The sequence below is a fragment of the Lysobacter sp. F60174L2 genome (genome assembly GCF_052547135.1).
The window spans coordinates 344,742-361,400 of record NZ_JBQWRA010000002.1 but is presented as its reverse complement, the minus strand read 5'-3'; the positions used below and the strand labels follow the sequence as shown (position 1 = coordinate 361,400).

The 16,659-nt window shown below is 69.0% G+C and carries 13 protein-coding genes, 1 tRNA gene and 1 pseudogene; 7 read left to right on the top strand and 8 right to left on the bottom strand.

Annotated features, from left to right (window positions below; all coding sequences use genetic code 11):
• Positions 1-7: 7 nt before the first annotated feature.
• Both ACT9AS_RS06775 and efp read right to left on the bottom strand, forming a co-directional pair.
• A complete protein-coding gene (locus ACT9AS_RS06775; RefSeq protein WP_445099353.1) occupies positions 8-1,345 on the bottom strand; it encodes a TRZ/ATZ family hydrolase in 1,338 nt (445 codons plus the stop codon).
• Positions 1,346-1,912, bottom strand: a complete 567-nt coding sequence (gene efp, locus ACT9AS_RS06770) for an elongation factor P (RefSeq protein ID WP_445099352.1) — start codon at positions 1,910-1,912, stop codon at positions 1,346-1,348.
• A gap of 115 nt (positions 1,913-2,027) precedes the next feature.
• Here efp and epmB point away from each other — a divergent pair, with 115 nt between their 5' ends.
• Both epmB and ACT9AS_RS06760 read left to right on the top strand, forming a co-directional pair.
• Complete coding sequence (gene epmB / locus ACT9AS_RS06765; RefSeq protein WP_445099351.1) at positions 2,028-3,059, top strand: EF-P beta-lysylation protein EpmB; 1,032 nt, start codon at positions 2,028-2,030, stop codon at positions 3,057-3,059.
• Between the two features lie 300 nt (positions 3,060-3,359).
• Positions 3,360-5,438: an EAL domain-containing protein gene (locus ACT9AS_RS06760; protein ID WP_445099350.1), complete on the top strand. Its 2,079-nt coding sequence runs from the start codon at positions 3,360-3,362 to the stop codon at positions 5,436-5,438.
• Between the two features lie 39 nt (positions 5,439-5,477).
• Here ACT9AS_RS06760 and htpX read toward each other — a convergent pair whose 3' ends face one another.
• The gene (gene htpX, locus ACT9AS_RS06755) at positions 5,478-6,377 is read right to left on the bottom strand and encodes a protease HtpX (protein WP_445099349.1); all 900 of its coding nucleotides are present in this window, start codon (positions 6,375-6,377) and stop codon (positions 5,478-5,480) included.
• Positions 6,378-6,463: 86 nt separating this feature from the next.
• Here htpX and gluQRS point away from each other — a divergent pair, with 86 nt between their 5' ends.
• The 3 genes from gluQRS (at position 6,464) to phaR (ending at position 8,747) form a co-directional block, all read left to right on the top strand.
• Entirely contained in the window at positions 6,464-7,408 is a 945-nt protein-coding gene (gene gluQRS / locus ACT9AS_RS06750; RefSeq protein WP_445099348.1) for a tRNA glutamyl-Q(34) synthetase GluQRS, read from the top strand.
• Between the two features lie 40 nt (positions 7,409-7,448).
• Entirely contained in the window at positions 7,449-8,189 is a 741-nt protein-coding gene (phbB, locus tag ACT9AS_RS06745; protein WP_445099347.1) for an acetoacetyl-CoA reductase, read from the top strand.
• 78 nt (positions 8,190-8,267) lie between these two features.
• Complete coding sequence (gene phaR, locus ACT9AS_RS06740; protein WP_445099346.1) at positions 8,268-8,747, top strand: polyhydroxyalkanoate synthesis repressor PhaR; 480 nt, start codon at positions 8,268-8,270, stop codon at positions 8,745-8,747.
• A gap of 109 nt (positions 8,748-8,856) precedes the next feature.
• Here phaR and ACT9AS_RS06735 read toward each other — a convergent pair whose 3' ends face one another.
• Together ACT9AS_RS06735 and ACT9AS_RS06730 are read right to left on the bottom strand one after the other, a co-directional pair.
• Entirely contained in the window at positions 8,857-9,783 is a 927-nt protein-coding gene (locus ACT9AS_RS06735) for a M48 family metalloprotease (RefSeq protein WP_445099345.1), read from the bottom strand.
• Positions 9,784-9,824: 41 nt separating this feature from the next.
• Positions 9,825-11,672, bottom strand: coding sequence for an SUMF1/EgtB/PvdO family nonheme iron enzyme (locus ACT9AS_RS06730; protein WP_445099344.1), 1,848 nt, complete (start codon positions 11,670-11,672; stop codon positions 9,825-9,827).
• Between the two features lie 182 nt (positions 11,673-11,854).
• On the opposite strand from ACT9AS_RS06730, the gene rnd reads away from it, so the two are divergent.
• A complete protein-coding gene (gene rnd, locus ACT9AS_RS06725; RefSeq protein WP_445099343.1) occupies positions 11,855-12,997 on the top strand; it encodes a ribonuclease D in 1,143 nt (380 codons plus the stop codon).
• Positions 12,998-13,220: 223 nt separating this feature from the next.
• A tRNA-Ala gene (locus tag ACT9AS_RS06720) sits at positions 13,221-13,296 on the top strand.
• A 136-nt stretch (positions 13,297-13,432) separates the two neighbouring features.
• Here the strand turns inward: ACT9AS_RS06720 and ACT9AS_RS06715 are convergent.
• From ACT9AS_RS06715 to ACT9AS_RS06705, 3 genes and pseudogenes are all read right to left on the bottom strand, one after another.
• Entirely contained in the window at positions 13,433-14,431 is a 999-nt protein-coding gene (locus tag ACT9AS_RS06715; RefSeq protein WP_445099786.1) for a serine hydrolase, read from the bottom strand.
• Positions 14,432-14,446: 15 nt separating this feature from the next.
• Positions 14,447-15,142, bottom strand: a pseudogene (locus ACT9AS_RS06710) (M15 family metallopeptidase); the annotation flags it as partial.
• Positions 15,117-16,643, bottom strand: a complete 1,527-nt coding sequence (locus ACT9AS_RS06705; protein ID WP_445099785.1) for a serine hydrolase — start codon at positions 16,641-16,643, stop codon at positions 15,117-15,119. The gene ACT9AS_RS06705 and the pseudogene ACT9AS_RS06710, both read right to left, overlap by 26 nt.
• Positions 16,644-16,659 lie beyond the last annotated feature (16 nt).

The following is a 16,659-nucleotide window of genomic DNA, read 5'->3' as shown; positions in this document are numbered from 1 at the left end:
GGTTCCTTCAGGCCCGGATCGCGGCGATCCGCTGCCGCCATTGCCGGGCATTGGCGACCAGCGCCGCCGCGTCGATGTCGACCAGCACGCGCTCGCGCAGCCTGGCCAAGCCGCCGATCCAGACGTCGCTGACCTGGTGCCGGCCGGTGGCGTAGACCAGCTGCGACACCACGCTGTGCAGCGGCTGGGTTTCGAGCTGGGCCAGGTCGACGCAGGCCAGGTCGGCCTGCTTGCCGATCTCGATCGAGCCGATCGCGTGGTCCAGGCCCATCGCCTTCGCGCCTCCGAGGGTCGCCGCGCGCAGCGCACTGGCAGCACTGAAGGCCGCAGCGTCCCCGGCGACGGCCTTGGCGAGCTGGGCCGCGGTGCGGGTCTCGCCGAACATGTCGAGGTCGTTGTTGCTGGCCGCGCCATCGGTACCGATCGCGATGTTGACGCCGGCCTGCTCGAACCGGCCGACCGGGCAGAAACCCGACGCCAGCTTGAGGTTGGATTCCGGGCAATGCACCACGCTGACGCCACGCTGCGCGCACAGTTCGATCTCGGCGTCGGTCACGTCGGTCATGTGCACCGCGATCAGGCGGTCGTTGACCAGTCCGAGCCGGTCGAGCCGCGCCAGCGGACGCTGGCCGTATTTCTGCAGCGACTCCTCGACCTCGTGCCGGGTCTCGTGCGTGTGCAGGTGGACCGGCACGTCGAGCTGGTCGGCCAGCATCCGGATCCGTTCGAAGCTCGTATCCGACACCGTGTACGGCGCGTGCGGGACGAACGCCGTCGACACCAGCGGGTCGTCGCGCCACTGATCGAAGACTTCCGAGGCGCGGTCGAAGTATTCGTCGTCGCTGGCCGCCCACGCGGTCGGGAAGTCGATCACCGGCAACCCCACGCGCGCGCGGAAACCGTGGCGCTTGTAGGTCGCGGCCTGCACGTCGGGGAAGAAGTAGTTCTCGTTGGCACAGGTGGTGCCGCCACGCAGCATTTCGGCGATCGCCAGGGTCACGCCGTCGGCGACGAACTCCGGCCCGATCACCGCCGCCTCGATCGGCCAGATGTGGCCGTTCAGCCATTCCATCAGCGGCAGGTCGTCGGCCACCCCGCGCAGCAGGGTCATCGGGTTGTGGGTGTGCGCGTTGACCAGGCCGGGCATCAGCGCCGCGTCGGGGCGCGAGACGGTTTCCTTCGCGTCGAAACGCGCGCGCGCCTCGGCGATCGGCAGCAACGCCACGATGACGCCGCCGCTGACCGCCACGGCATGGTCCTGCAGGACCACGCCGCGCGGCTCGACCGGCACCACCCAGCCGGCTTCGATCAGCAGGTCGCAGGGCTGGGGGGCTTGGCCGGTCATTTACTTGACCCGGCTGACGTACTCGCCCGAGCGGGTATCGACCTTGATCACCTCGTCCTGGCCGACGAACAGCGGCACGCGCACCACCGCGCCGGTTTCCAGCGTGGCCGGCTTGCCGCCGCCACCGGAAGTGTCGCCGCGGACGCCCGGGTCGGTCTCGGTGATCTTGAGTTCGACGAAGTTCGGCGGGTTGACGAAAATCGGCACGCCGTTCCACAGCGTCACCACGCAATCCTCCTCGCCCTTGAGCCACTTGGATGCGTCGCCCACGCCGTTCTTGTCGGCCTGGACCTGCTCGAAGCTGGTCGGATCCATGAAGTGCCAGTGCTCGCCGTCGGCGTACAGGAACTGCATGTCGGTGTCGATCACGTCGGCGGCCTCGACCGAGTCGGTCGCCTTCATGGTGATTTCCTGCACCCGGCCGGTCTTGATGCTGCGGTACTTCATGCGGGTGAACGCCTGGCCCTTGCCCGGCTTGACGTACTCGGTGTCGGTGATGATGCACGGGTCGTTGTTGACCAGGATCTTCATCCCGTTCTTTACGTCGTTCATGCCGTAACTGGCCATGCTGGAACTCCTGCGATGTAGATGATTGGAGTGGCGCGGTCCGGCGCGGACGCCGGGCGGCTAGAATGTCGGGCTGCGCCCGGCCGAGGCCGGATGCAGGCAAAACCGGACCCGAATGATAACCGCAGTGACCCCCACCGCCCCAGCCTTGCAGACGCCTCCAACCCCGCAGTCGCCGCGCTGGCAGCAACTGTGGCGCGAGGCAGTGCGGGATCCGCGCGAACTGCTGGCGCTGCTCGGCCTCGATCCGGATGCAATGGGCGTTTCCGCCGACGCCGCCACGCAGTTCCCGCTGCGAGTACCGCGTGGCTTCGTCGCCCGCATGCGCCACGGCGATCCGGCCGACCCGTTGCTGCGCCAGGTATTGCCGCTGGACGCGGAAATGCAGCCGATGCCCGGCTTCAGCCTCGATGCGGTCGGCGATGGCGCTGCCAGGACCGGCCACGGCGTGATCCAGAAGTACCGGGGGCGCGCCCTGCTGGTGACCACCGGCAGCTGCGCGATCAACTGTCGCTACTGCTTCCGCCGGCACTTCCCGTATGCGGAGGAAACCGCCGCCGCGGCCGGCTGGCGCGAGGCGGTGGCGCTGATCGGTGCCGACGCCAGCATCGACGAGGTGATCCTGTCCGGCGGCGACCCGCTGTCGCTCGCCACGCCCAAGCTGGCCGAGCTGACCGGTGCGTTGGCCGGATTCAGCCACATCAGGCGGCTGCGCATCCACACCCGCCTGCCGGTGGTCCTGCCTGAACGCGTCGACGACGCCCTGCTCGACTGGCTCGCGGGCCTGCCCTGGCCGCTGACCGTGGTGCTGCATGCCAACCACGCCAACGAGTTCGATCCATCGGTCGACGCCGCGATGGCCCGCCTGCGCCAGGCCGGGGCCACCCTGCTGAACCAGGCGGTGCTGCTGCGCGGGGTCAACGATTCGGTCGACGCGCTGGTAGCACTGAGCGAACGCGGTTTCGAGGCCGGCGTGCTGCCGTATTACCTGCACCAGCTGGACCGGGTCCAGGGCGCGGCCCATTTCGAGATCGACGACGACAGTGCCCGCGCCCTCCATGCCGGCCTTGCAGCCCGGCTGTCGGGCTACCTGGTGCCCCGGCTGGTGCGGGAGGTTCCCGGCGACAGCGGCAAACGGCCGCTCTGAGGCCCCACTCGCGTCCCAACTCTAGAGAGGCGCCATGGACGGTGGCTCCGGCATCTGTCATAACACGGCGGAATGCGTCGGAACGGGTCGCGCAACGTCGCCGAGCGACGGGCCTTAGGGCCGGACCCGACGACCCGGGCGGTGACGTCCGGGGCAACGCAGGGGGACAACATGCTTATATATGCGAACGGCGAAGCCGCGATGGCGGGCGGGTCCCACCCGGCCGTCATGCTGGGCGATTGCAGCGTGACCACGCTGCAATCGTTGCAAGCGATGCCAACAGACCCGGATGGAGGGGCTATGCAAGTGGGTAAGGACATGGTGTTGCGGCTGCTGATCGTCGACGACAGCGTCGAGGCGGCCGAAGCCATTGCCAGCGGGCTGCGCAACAGCGGCATCGCGGTGCGGCCCAACCGGCCCGAAACCGAGTCCGACTTCCTCGCGATGCTGGCCAACCACCCACCGGATTTCGTGCTGATCGCGCGCGACGCGACCAGCGTGCCGCTTGCCACCGTGATGCAGCATGTCGCCGCCAGCGGCAAGGACCTGCCGGTGCTGCTGCTGCTCGACAGCATCGATGACGCCGGCCTGCTGCAGGCCAGCTCGCTCGGCGTCCGAAACGTGGTCCTGCGCGACCGCATCGCGCAGATCGAGAGCACCGTGCGCAGCGAGTGGGCCGACCTGGAGGCACGCCGCGCGTTGCGCAAGCTCGAGTCGCAGGTCCGCGAGACCGAGCGCCGTTGCGATGCATTGATCGACTCCTCGCGCGACCCGATCGCCTATGTGCACGAGGGCATGCACATCCGCGCCAACAGCGCCTACCTGGAGATGTTCGGCTTCGAATCGTTCGAGGACATCGAGGGCATGTCGCTGCTGGACCTGGTCGCGCCGCAGCATGTCGACGAGTTCAAGCAGCTGCTCAAGCGGCTCGGCAAGGGCGAGGCACCGCCGCCGCGGCACGAGATCGAGGCGCGCACGCTCGAGGGCAACAGCTTCCCGGCGGTGATGGAATTCACCGCGGCCAGTTACGAGGGCGAAAACTGCCAGCAGGTGATCCTGCGCCGACAGGAACTGGATCCGGAACTGGCCCGCGAGGTCGAGGAACTGCGCCAGCGCGACCAGGCCACCGGCCTGCTCAACCGCGCGACCTTCCTGCGCGCGCTCGAGGACGCGGTTGCCGACGCCGGCCAGAACGCCAGCCACCATGCGCTGCTGCTGGTCGAGCCGGACCACTATTCGCGCCTGCTGCAGGAACTCGGGCTGGATGCCGCCGACGAGCTGATATCCGCCTGCGCACAACGCCTGCGCAGTGCGCTTGGCGCCGACGACGTCGTCGCGCGTTTTGGCGAGCACCAGTTCGCGGTGCTCCGTCGCGGCAGTGATTACACCGCCACCTCGGCCCTGGCGGAAACCGTGCGCGCGGCATTCGCCAACAGCGTGCTCGACATCGACAGCCGCTCGCTCAACGCCACCGCGAGCATCGGCGGCGTGCAGATCGGGCAGAAGATCGCCAGCGTCGCCGCGGTGCTCGGCAAGGCGAACCAGGGCGTCCAGTCCGCCATCGGCGTGGGCGGCAACCGTACCGACATCTTCGACCCCGGCGCGGTCGACCGCGCCGAGGAAGAACGCGTCGAAGCCTGGGTCAACCGGATCCGCGACGCGATCGACAGCGACCGGTTCGTCCCCTACTACCAGCCGCTGATGAGCCTGCACGGCGAGCCCATGGAGATCTACGACGTCTACCTGCGCATGCAGGGCGAACATGGCGAACTGGTGCAGCCGCTGACCTTCCTGCAGATCGCCGAGGAACACGGCCTGCTGTGGGAGATCGACCGCTGGATGGTCGGCCGCGCGATCGCCGACATCGGCGCGCAGCTCAAGGCCGGCCACCGGACCACCCTGATGGTCCGGATCACCGAAGCGTCGTTGCAGGACGACAGCCTGCTGCAGCACATCGAGGAAAACCTGGCCAAGCACGGTGCCGACGGCAGCCTGCTGGTGCTGCAGCTGACCGAATCGAAGGTGTCCACACACCTCAAGGCCGCGCAGGCGTTCCAGCAGCGCGCCTCGAAGGCGGGGGTGCGGATCGGCCTGGAGCAGTTCGGCAGCGGACTCAACTCGTTCCAGTTGCTGAGCCATTTCGACGCCGACCTGGTCAAGCTCGACCGCGCCTTCATGGAAGACCTGGCGGCCAACCCCGAGTACCAGCAGAAGATCCGCGAGATCGCGACCCGGGCCCACGAACTCGGCAAGCAGGCGATCGCCGAGTTCGTGCAGGACGCGGCCAGCATGACGATCCTGTTCAGCGCCGGGATCGACTACGCCCAGGGCCACTTCCTCGCCCAGGCCGGTCCGTCGATGGACTACGACTTCTCCTGACCGGACGAACCCGCCGCGGTCATGCGGCGGGTGCGGCGGTCATGCAGCGGTACGGATCGTGTCCGGCATCCGCCGCAGCGCGGCGATGCGTTCTTCCAGCGGCGGGTGGCTCATCAGCAGGCGCTTGAGGCCGTGGCCGATCGCGCCGCTGATGCCGAAGGCCGCGACCTGCTTCGGCAGGGTGTTGGCCCCGTGGTTCAACGACAGCCGCTGCAGCGCGGCGACCATCTTGTCGCGCCCGGCGAGGTTCGCCCCACCGGCATCGGCGCGGAACTCGCGATGCCGCGAGAACCACATCGCGATCATGCTCGCGAGCAATCCGAACACCATGTCCAGCACGAACACGATGATGTAGTAGCCGAAGCCCGGACCGCCCTCGCGGTTGCCACTGAGGTAGCTGTCGATCACGCGGCCGACCAGCCGCGCGAGCACGATCACGAACGTGTTGAGCACGCCCTGGATCAGCGCCATCGTCACCATGTCGCCATTGGCCACGTGGCTGACCTCGTGCGCCAGGACGGCCTCGGCTTCGTTGCGGCCCATCTGCTGCAGCAGGCCGGTCGACACCGCGACCAGCGAGTTGTTGCGGCTAGGCCCGGTGGCGAAGGCGTTGATCTCCGGCGCGTCGTAGATCGCCACCTCCGGCATCTTGATTCCGGCGGCCTCCGCCTGCCGGCCCACGGTGGCCAGCAGCCATTGCTCGGCCTCGTTGCGCGGCTGCCCGATGACATGCGCGCCGGTGCTGCGCTTGGCCATCCACTTCGACATCAGCAGCGACACCAGCGAGCCGCCGAAGCCGAACAGCGCCGCCATCACCAGCAGCACGCCGTTGTTGCCGAGGGTGACCCCGAACACGCCCTGCAGCACACTCAGCACGATGCCGAGCAGCACCATCACGGCGAGGTTGGTGGCGAGGAACAATCCGATCCGCTTGAACATGTCGTTGACCCGGTCGCGCCCGATGCGCGGCTATGCGCAAAAAATGTGGCAGGCTCACGGCGAATTCAAGGTGACGGATTTGCCGAGTGGGTCCAGCCGTACTCCCGACCGCATCAGTACCCGCGACATTGCCCGCCAGCTACCGCGGCCGCTTCGCACCCTCGCCCACCGGCGACCTGCACGCCGGCTCGCTGCTGGCCGCATTCGGCAGCTGGCTGCTGGCGCGCGCGGCCGACGGCGAATGGTGGGTACGCATCGAGGACGTGGACGGCCCGCGGGAAGTCGCCGGCGCCGCCGACCGCCAACTCGCCGCGCTGGCCGCGCTCGGCCTCGTCCCCGATGCGCCGGTGGTGCGCCAGAGTGGACGCGACGCGATCTACCAGCGCGCGCTGGACCGGTTGCTGGCGGAGGGCCGCGCGTTCACCTGCCATTGCAGTCGCAGCGACCTGGTCCCGACCGGCGGCGTCCATCGCCAGTGCCTCGCAACGGCGCCGCGACCGGACCCGGCGATCCGCCTGCGGGTCGATGACGGCACCCTGGTCGATTTCGTCGACGGCATCCAGGGCTCGCAATCGCAGGACGTCGCCCGCGAGGTCGGCGACTTCGTGCTCAGGCGCGCCGACGGCTGCTGGGCCTACCAGTTGGCAGTCGTGGTGGACGATGCCGACCAGGGCATCACCGATGTCGTGCGCGGCGCCGACCTGCTCGATTCCACCCCGCGCCAGATCCTGTTGCAACGCGCGTTGGGGCTGCCGACACCGCGGTACGCCCACCTGCCGCTGGTCATCGATGCCGGCGGACGCAAGCTTTCCAAGTCCGACGACTCGCAACCGTTCGACCCGGGCGATCCGCTGCCCGCACTGCGTCGCGCCTGGACGGCGCTGGGCCAGCCGGCCGATGCACTGGCCGGGACCAGCAGCGTGGCGGAACTGCTCGCCGTCGCGAGCGCGTCATTCCAGCCCGGCCGCATCCCGCGCGGGGTCGCTCCGTTTCCCGCGTCGCACAACAGGGATTTCACAATCCGGGACTAGTATTTCCCGGGGGAGTTTCCCGGGCAGATTGGAGAGCAGCATGCAGGCACGCGTCGCGTTGGTCACCGGCGGCACCGGTGGCATCGGCACCTCGATCGTCAAGCGACTGGCCGACATGGGCCACAAGGTGGCGACCAACTTCCGCGACGAGTCCCGCGGGCGTGCCTGGCAGGAAAAGATGAAGGCGTCCGGCATTGACGTGGCGCTGGCGCAGGGCGACGTGTCCTCGCCCGAGCAGGCCGAGGCGCTGGTGCGCGAGGTCGAGAACCAGCTCGGCCCCATCGACATCCTGGTCAACAACGCCGGCATCACCCGCGACTCGACGTTCCACAAGATGAGCGCGCAGCAGTGGAACGACGTCATCTGCACCAACCTCAATTCCTGCTTCAACGTCACCCGCCCGGTGATCGAAGGCATGCGCGCGCGCAAGTGGGGACGGATCGTGCAGATCAGTTCGATCAACGGCCAGAAGGGCCAGTACGGCCAGGCCAACTACGCCGCGGCCAAGGCCGGCATGCACGGCTTCACGATCTCGCTGGCGCAGGAGAACGCGAAGTTCGGCATCACCGTCAACACCGTCTCGCCGGGCTACATCGGCACCGACATGGTGATGGCCGTACCCGAGGAGGTGCGCAACAAGATCGTCGCGCAGATCCCCACCGGCCGCCTCGGCACGCCGGAGGAGATCGCGTACGCGGTGGGCTTCTTCATGCCCGACGAGGCCGGCTGGATCACCGGGGCCAACCTGTCGGCGAACGGCGGGCAGTACATGGGCTGGTAAGGCGCTCTCGCCACAAGTTGCAAACCGGCCGCGGCCTGCGCCATGCTGCAAAGCATCATGACTCAGAGCGTTTGCTCCATGGCCTCGATCCGCGTCATCAAGAAGTACCCCAACCGTCGTCTGTACGACACCGAGATCTCCAGCTACATCACGATCGAGGACGTCCGCCAGCTGATCATCGACAACGAGGAGTTCGAGGTCCGCGACGCGCGCTCGGGCGAGGACCTGACCCGGCAGGTGCTGCTGCAGATCATCACCGAGCACGAGCAGGACGGCGAGCCGATGCTGTCGACCCAGTTGCTCAGCCAGATCATCCGTTTCTACGGCGACTCGCTGCAGGGCTTCATGGGCAGCTACCTGGAGCGCTCGATGCAGGGCTTCCTCGACCAGCAGCAGCAGTTCCGCAAGCAGATGGGCGGCATGCTCGGGCAGACCCCCTGGGCGATGATGAACCAGCTGACCGAACGCAACCTGGCGATGTGGAAGGAGTTGCAGAACCTGTCCGGCAGCGTCGGCCAGACCCCGGCGTCGGGCAAGAAGCCCGAAGGCAAGCGCTGAGGCCAGACCCCGCGACAGCGCGCCATTGCAGGAGCGACGTGAGTCGCGATCGCACGGCGAAACCGGGCATCAGGGAATTCGCGACTCACGTCGCTCCTACAACGGGTCTCTATTGCAGCGGCTGGCCGGCGCAGTATTTTTCGTGGAACGCGACCGCCTGCGGCATCAACGCCTGCAGGTTCTGGATGCGGTTGGCCGGATCCGGATGGGTCGAGGCGAATTCCGGCGGACGCTCGCCGCCGCCCAGTTGCGACATCCGCTCCCACAGCGGAACCGCCGTGCGCGGGTCGTAGCACGCCGCCGCCGCCAGCATCAGGCCCACCTGGTCGGCCTGGGTTTCGTGGTCGCGGCCGTACGGCAGGATGAAGCCGTACTGCGCGCCGGCGCCAAGCGCGGCCATCACCGCCTGCTGTTGCTGCGGGTCCATCCCGCCGATCGCCATGCCGGCGGCCATCTGTCCCATCTGCACCAGCTTCTGCTGGGCCATGCGCTGGGAACCGTGGCGCAGCAGCGCATGGGCGATCTCGTGGCCCATCACCACCGCCATCGCATCCTCGCTCTGCGCGATCGGCAGCAGCCCGGTATAGACCGCCATCTTGCCGCCCGGAAGGCAGAACGCGTTGGCCTGGTCGGACTGGATCACGCTGACGTCCCACTGGAACTGCTGATGGGCGGTCGGCGTCTGCTGCTGGTGCATCGCGGCCAGGTCACTGGTGACCTGCGGTACCCGGGCGACCAGCCGCTGCGCGATCGTACTGATCTGGCGGCTGACTTCGGAATCGGCCGGCATCAGCGCACCCTGCGCCTGGGCATCGCCCAGTACCTGCTGGTAGGCCTGCGCGCCGAGCTGCACTTCTTCCTCGGCACTGGCGCCGTAATGCGCGGTCTCGCCGGTGTACGGATCGGTCTCGGCGCTGCCGAACCACTGCCACGCCGCATAGCCTGCGAACAGCAACAGGATCCACCAGCGGATGCCGCCGCCGCGACGCCGGCCGCCCGCAGAGCTGCCGCGCGCGCGTCCCAGGGAGATGTTCATTCAGCGCTCCTTGCCCGGCGACACCGGGACGTTGGTGGTTGTCATATTTCCCGCACCACGCGGAAACCGACCCGCGCGTTGGTGGTGCCGATGTCGCTGCCCAGGCGCCAGGCCGAGCGGGTCTGGACCGGGGAACTGGCCCACGAACCTCCCCGTACGACCTGCTCGCGGCAGCCCGGGTTGATCCAGGCCTGGCCGTCCGCCGGCGCGCGCCGGTAGCCGTCGTGCCAGCAATCGGCGACCCACTCGCTGACATTGCCGGCCAGGTCGTGAAGGCCGAATGCATTGGCCGCGTACGACCCCACCCGCGCCGGGCCCCATGCGCCGTCGCCGTAGCCGTCGAAGGCATTGCGCCAGTGGCGCCCTCCCGGTGACTCGTCCTCGCCGCCGGTGAAGTTGCCGGCGCCGTCGGGCGGGGCGTCGTCGCCCCAAGGGAACCGCGACTGGCTGCCCGCGCGCAGCATGTGCTCGAACTCGGCCTCGCTCGGCAACCGGTACACGTGGCCGGTCTGGACCGACAGCCATTCGGCGTACGCCTTGGCATCCTGCGCGCTGACGTGCACCACCGGCAGGCTGTCCCCGGCCGGGTTGCCGGCGTAGTCCGAGCGCCAGTCGATGCCGCTGCGCCGCACCAGGTTGCCGCTGCGCTCGTCGTACACCGTCGAATAACCGCGCCGCGTGGCCCGTGCCTCGTAGCCCGTGGCGGTGACGAAGCGGCGGAACTCGCCCACGGTGATCTCGTTGCGCGACACCGCCAGGCCACGATCGAAACGGATGTTGCGCGCCGGACGCTCGACATCGTTGGCGCCTTTCTCATCCGGTCCCGCACCCATCCGGAACGCGCCGTGCGGGACGACCACCATCTCCGGGCCACGGCCACCGCGTTCCAGCGCCTCGGTGAACGCCTGGCCGGGCCGGAACAATCCGTAATGGCTGGCCAGCTCGATCTGCTCGCGCAGCTCGACCGCGGCCGGGTCGCCTTCCGGGGCGATCCGCAGCAGGTCGGCGAGATGACGGCGCGCCTCGTCGAGTCCACCCTCGCGGGTCAGTGCCGCCAGCCCGAGGTCACGCAGGTTGCCGACCCGCGACGCGCGGTGGCGCGCGATGCGCTGCCGGGCCTCGGGCACCGTCTTCATGTCCGGCCGGACCGTGGCCGCCTTGTCGAGCCACTGTGCCGCCGCATCGTAGTCGTCCTTGTCGGCTGCCAGCTCGGCCTGCCGGATCAGCGCGCTTTCGGCGGCCGCGAGGCCCTGCAGCGCGCGCGCATCGCCGGGCCGCAGTTGCAGCGCCTTGCGGAAATGATCGACCGCGGCGTTGCCATCGTCGCCCAGGATCCGCCGCGCGTTGAGCGCCTGCTCGCCCCCGAGGTTGGCCTGTGCGGCCTGGTCGGCGCGATCGAGCCGCCCCAGGAATTCGATTACCGGTTGCGCATCCGGCGCCGCTTCGCGGGCCACCGCGGCGAACTGGTGGGCGCGCCGCAGCGCGGCGGGGTCGTCGTCGATCGCCGCGAGCGCGTCGTCGCCCCGCTCGATCACCGCACCCAGCGCCTGCTGGAAGCCTGTCGCCACATCGGCATCCGCGGGCGCGTGCCCGCGCAGCGCCAGGTACAGCGGGATCGCATCATCGTCCTCGCCGAACAGCTCGCCCGCTTCCAGCGCCGCCGACGCATCCTCCTTGAGCTGGGCGATGTTTTCGTCGTCGACCTCGACCTCGGGCGCGCTCCATGGCGGGACCGGCGAGACTTCCTGCCCGGCGCCGATGGTCACGATCGGCGCGGTCGCGCGGCTGGATGCATCCGGGGTGGCGGGCGATGCGGCATCGTCGTCGGCGGAGCAGCCAGCCAGCGAGGCGGCCAACGCGGCAACCACCAGCCCGCCGCACACCCACATGCGAAGCCAGCGGACAACCGCCCGCGACACCGGCCCTGGTGGCGTTGATGCTGGCAATCGTGCTGACAACCTTGCTCGCAATCGTCCTCCCGGCCTGACGGCCCACCGGCGCCCCCGCGAGGGCGTCCTGAAAGTAGGCTATTGTCGCCCACCCCGGCAACCCGAATCGCGATCCGCCCAAAGTGCCCATCGAACCGACACATCCCGCCCCGAACGCCGCCGATTCGACCACGCCGGTGTGGGTCACCGATCCGGCCGCACTGACCGCCCGCTTCACCGGCCGCCCCGCACGCATCGGGCTGGATACCGAGTTCATCCGCGAGCGCACCTACTGGCCGCAGCTGGCGCTGGTGCAGATCGCGATCGAGCGCGACGCCGGCGGCATCGAGATCCTACTGGTCGATCCGCTGGCGCCGGGCATCACCGATGCGCTCGCGGCGATCCTCGCCGACGAGTCGATCCTCAAGGTCATGCACAGCCCCAGCGAGGACCTGGTCGCCTTCAAGCACGCCTGCAAGGTGGTGCCACGGCCGTTGTTCGACACCCAACTGGCGGCGGCGCTGGCCGGCATCGCCGGCGGCATGGGCTACCAGAAGCTGGTCGAGCGGATCACCGGCGTGGTGCTGAGCAAGGGCGAGACCCGCTCCGACTGGCTGCGCCGGCCGTTGTCGCCGTCGCAACTGGAATACGCCGCCGACGACGTGCGCCACCTGTTCGAGATGCACGACGTGCTGGACGGCATGCTCGGCGAGCTCGGGCGGCGCGACTGGCTGGCCGACGACGCCCGCCGCACCGTCGCCAACGCCGACACCGACGCGCTCGAGCGCTGGCCGCACCTGTCGATGCGCAGCGCGCACTTCCTCGACCTGGATGCCCAGCGCCGGCTGGTGCGGCTGCTGCGCTGGCGCGAGGCCCATGCGCGCGACAGCGACCGGCCGCGCAGTTGGATCCTCGACAACGAACTCGCCGTCGCCCTCGCCCGTACCCCGCCGGCCGATCGCGGCGCGCTGCAGGCGCAGCTGGATGAGCACCCCAAGGCCCCACGCAAGCTGGGCGACGCGATCTGGCGGGCGCTGTCCACGCCGTTGGAAGACGAGGCCGGGACGCCCGATGCCGGTGTCGCCGAGAAGCGCGACAAGAACCGCGTGCGCCAGATGCAGGATGCAGTCGCCGCCCGCAGCGCCGAACTGGGCCTGCCCGACGGCCTGCTGGCGTCGCGCCGCTACCTGGAAGCCCTGCTCGACCACGGCGAATGGCCCGCCGCCCTTGCAGGGTGGCGCCGCGAACTGCTGGAGCCGAGCCTGGCGCCATTGCTGGCGGAGTAGCGCTCCCGGGCCACGCGGCGCCGTTTGACGCCCGCTTGACCGTAGGAGCGACGTAAGTCGCGATTTCACGGTGACTACGTGTGTCAGTGAAATCGCGACTTACGTCGCTCCTACATTCGGTGCATGGCGGTTGCGAGCGTGGCGGGTGCCGTTGTGCCGTGACATCCGCTGCTCACGGGGGCTGGCGCCGCCGGTTCCGGGCCGTTAGAATTGCCTCCTTCATGGGGCGGTAGCTCAGCTGGGAGAGCGCCACGTTCGCATCGTGGAGGTCAGGGGTTCGATCCCCCTCCGCTCCACCATGAATCCAGGAAGGCCGCGAGAAATCGCGGCCTTTTCTGGTTCTGGCGTCGCGGGAAATCGCGACTTTGTTGTTTGGCGTCGCGGACGATGGCGACCGTTCCAGGTCCGGCGCCCCGCTTTCGCCGCCCCGTCGCTTCAGTCGGTCAGCCACGGCCCGGCGATCTCGAGCGCGGTCCGGTACGGCTCGGGGTCGTTGCGGTTGCTCAGCAGGATCACCGTCAGCCGCCGCTGCGGCCAGCGCACGATGACGTTGCGAAACCCCATGGTCTCGCCCGAGTGCCACAGGCTGTCGCCGGTGATGCGCCAGCCGTAGCCGTATTCGACCGCGGGATCGTCGGTCGGGGTCACGGCGGTGAACGCGAGGCGGCGTGACTCGTCGCTGAGCAGGCGGTCGTCGTACAGTGCCGCATCCCACCGGGCGAGGTCGTCGATCGACGAGTAGATGCCGCCATCGCCGAGCACCGCGCTGGTCTGGCTCTGGTCGGTGCGGGTCCAGTCGCCGTCGATCCGGCTGTAGCCGAAGGCCCGGTGGGGCACTTCGGGGCCGCCCTGCACGTAGGCCAGAGTGTCGTGCATGCCCAGCGGGAGGAAGATCCGCTCGCGCAGGAATGCCGGAAAACCTTGCCCGGAGGCGCGCTCGACGATCAGCGCCAGCAGCGCGTAGCCGCTGTTGCTGTACCTGTAGTTGGTGCCGGGCTCGAAATAGGTGCGGTCCTGCCCCTCCAGGATGCGCAGCACGTCGGCATCGTGCAATTGCGCGGTCATGGTCTCCGGTATGACGTCCTCGTAGTCGATCAGGCCGGAGGTGTGGCTGAGCACCTGGTGCAGGGTGATGCCGTCGGTGGCGGCTGGCAGCGACGGCAACCACTGGCGCAGCGGATCGTCCAGGTCGAGCGTGCCATCCTGCGCCAGCAGCAGGATGGCCGCGGCGGTGAACTGCTTGGTGACGGACGCCAGGCGGTAATCTGTCGCCGGGCCGGCCTCGATGCCGTGCTCGAGATCAGAGCGGCCGTAGCCGCGCCGCACCACCGGTACGCCGTCCTTGAGCACCAGCAGCGATGCTCCGGGCACGTCGCCGTCGTAGCGGGCCATCAGCTGGTCGGTCGTGGGGCGGGACACGGGGATGTCGTACATCAGCGTCGGGCTCGGTTCGGGCTGCAGCGTGTAGTGCCACCATTCCATCGGATAGTTGGCGAAGCCGTGGCGGCCCATCGCCTCGCGCAGGCGTTCGCGGTTGGCGCGCTGGGCCGGCGTGGCCAGCGGCGAATCGGTATTGGCACGCGGGCCGAAGAAGTCGAAACCGGTGCCCATGTCGAGCGGTTCGCACGCTCCGTCATCGCATTGCAGCAGGGTCAGGTCGACCGTCGCGCCGCGGCTGTGGCCGGAGACCGGGGCGATGTAGCCGTCCAGCAGGTCGGGTTTGTCCATGTCGGGGTAGTAGTCGGCGCGGTTGCGCTGGTCGTCGGGGTCGTGGGCCCAGCGGACGAAGTGCGCGACCGCGCGCGTGGGCCGGTAGCAGTCGAAGATCTTCAGGCGCAGGTCCTGTCGGCGCAGGTCCTCTTCGACTTTCCGCAATGCCTCGGCGACCGGCTCCAGCAGGTAGCAGCGCGGCGCGTCGTAGCCGTCGATCGGCATGCCGACGAAGTTTTCGCTGCCGGCGTAACGGATCTCCTGGGCCATGTCGGGGACGAGGCTGCGGATGTCGACCAGACCGGCCTCGTCGAGTGTCTGTGCCGACGATAACTGTGGTGCCGGCGTGGTCGATGCGCAGGCGCACAGCAGCGTGGCGAGAGCGCACGCCGCCAGTCGCGATACTGCCCTACTCGCAGTTTCCGGTGCGTTCAAAGGCCAGGTCCTCGTAGTCGGAACTGAAATCGGCGTTGGGGTCGACCTTGGCCATCGCCAGCGCGGGCGATGCGCCGGGGGTGGCAAAGTCCAGCCAGGCCTCGTCGAGGCCATGGCCGTCCCAGTCGACCAGCAGGCGGTCATCGACCGTCATTATCCGGCCGCGCAGGCGTGGCGACTTGGCCGAGGTGAAGCGCACGCCGCCGCCGTCCCGGCACACCGAGATTTCGCCGAACCACGGGTCGGTGTAGCGGCCGAGATGCCCCGCAAGGGCGGCAGCCGTGGCCGGCTTGCGCGCGGAGGTGTCGGGCGCCGATGAGCCTTCGGACGATGCCGGCTGGCTGGCGATGCGCGCGGCATACGCCGCAACGGTGGCGTTCTCCCGTGGTGCCGTGAAGTGCTTGAGCAGCACCTGGTTGATCACGGTGCGGGCCTCGCCCGCCTCGCCGTTCATCAGCACCACGAAGCCGGACCTGGAGTCCGGCAGCAGCGTCATCACCGAGTACATGCCCGACAGCGTGCCGGTGTGCGAGACGGTCCAGGCGCCGTCGACATCGGCCAGCCGGAAGCCGAACGCGTAGGCGTAGTAATGCGTGTTGTTCCACTCGCGACTGCGCTGCGAAATCGGCATCGGCGTGCGCGCGGCCCACATCGCTTCGCGCTGCTGCGCCGACAGCCATTGCAATTGCGGGGCGGTCGGGTCCAGCCAGTTCTTCGCCCAGGCCAGCATGTCGTCGAGGCTGCAGCGGATGCCGCCTGCCGCGGCCGAGGTGATCGCCGGGATGGTGTCGCCGTCGATCGCCGCCGGTACGTTGCGGCCGTCCTCGCGCCGGTGCGACCGGGCGATGTTGTCGACCGCCTTGCGGTCGATTTCGCCGACGCGGCATCGGTCCAGTCCGAGCGGCTGGAACACCTCGCGCCGCACCATCTCCTCGTACGACACGCCGCCGACCGCGGCCGCGACTTCACCCGCGACGACGTACAGCAGGTTGTCGTAGGCATAGCCGGCACGGAAGCCGTAGGCGGGCTTGATGTGTGCCAGCCCGTTGATGATGTCGGCGCGGTCGAAATGGTTCGGCTCCGGCCACAGCATCAGGTCGCCGCCGCCCTCGGGCAGGCCGCTGTTGTGCACCAGCAGGTCGGCCACGGTCATGTGCTGCGTGACCCACGGGTCATGCATGCGGAACTGCGGCAGGTGCTTCACCACCGGGTCGTCCCAGCGCAGCTTGCCGGCATCGACCAGCCGCGCCAGCACGCTCGCGGTCATCGCCTTGGTGTTGGAAGCGATCTTGAACAGACTGTCGGGATCGACCGCGTCGCCGCTGCCGGCGACGGTCTCGCCATAGCCGCGGGCGAACACCACTTCGCCGTCCTCGATGACACCGATGGCGAGGCCCGGGAGCTGGTAGCGATCGACGGTGGCCCGGGCGATTTCGTCGATCCGGGCCGGGCTGGTTTCCGCAACCTCCGCCGCTGCACCGGAGGCGCAGGACAACCCCATCAACAGTGCAATGGCG

Excerpts from the sequence above, each read along its gene's own strand:
- phbB (WP_445099347.1), top strand. The coding sequence starts at position 7,449 with ATGCAGGCACGCGTCGCGTTGGTCACCGGCGGCACCGGTGGCATCGGC.
- efp (WP_445099352.1), bottom strand. The coding sequence starts at position 1,912 with ATGGCCAGTTACGGCATGAACGACGTAAAGAACGGGATGAAGATCCTG.
- htpX (WP_445099349.1), bottom strand. The coding sequence starts at position 6,377 with ATGTTCAAGCGGATCGGATTGTTCCTCGCCACCAACCTCGCCGTGATG.
- ACT9AS_RS06715 (WP_445099786.1), bottom strand. The coding sequence starts at position 14,431 with ATGTACGACATCCCCGTGTCCCGCCCCACGACCGACCAGCTGATGGCC.
- ACT9AS_RS06730 (WP_445099344.1), bottom strand. The coding sequence starts at position 11,672 with ATGTGGGTGTGCGGCGGGCTGGTGGTTGCCGCGTTGGCCGCCTCGCTG.
- ACT9AS_RS06705 (WP_445099785.1), bottom strand. The coding sequence starts at position 16,643 with ATGGGGTTGTCCTGCGCCTCCGGTGCAGCGGCGGAGGTTGCGGAAACC.
- epmB (WP_445099351.1), top strand. The coding sequence starts at position 2,028 with ATGATAACCGCAGTGACCCCCACCGCCCCAGCCTTGCAGACGCCTCCA.
- ACT9AS_RS06735 (WP_445099345.1), bottom strand. The coding sequence starts at position 9,783 with ATGAACATCTCCCTGGGACGCGCGCGCGGCAGCTCTGCGGGCGGCCGG.
- phaR (WP_445099346.1), top strand. The coding sequence starts at position 8,268 with ATGGCCTCGATCCGCGTCATCAAGAAGTACCCCAACCGTCGTCTGTAC.
- ACT9AS_RS06775 (WP_445099353.1), bottom strand. The coding sequence starts at position 1,345 with ATGACCGGCCAAGCCCCCCAGCCCTGCGACCTGCTGATCGAAGCCGGC.
- ACT9AS_RS06760 (WP_445099350.1), top strand. The coding sequence starts at position 3,360 with ATGCAAGTGGGTAAGGACATGGTGTTGCGGCTGCTGATCGTCGACGAC.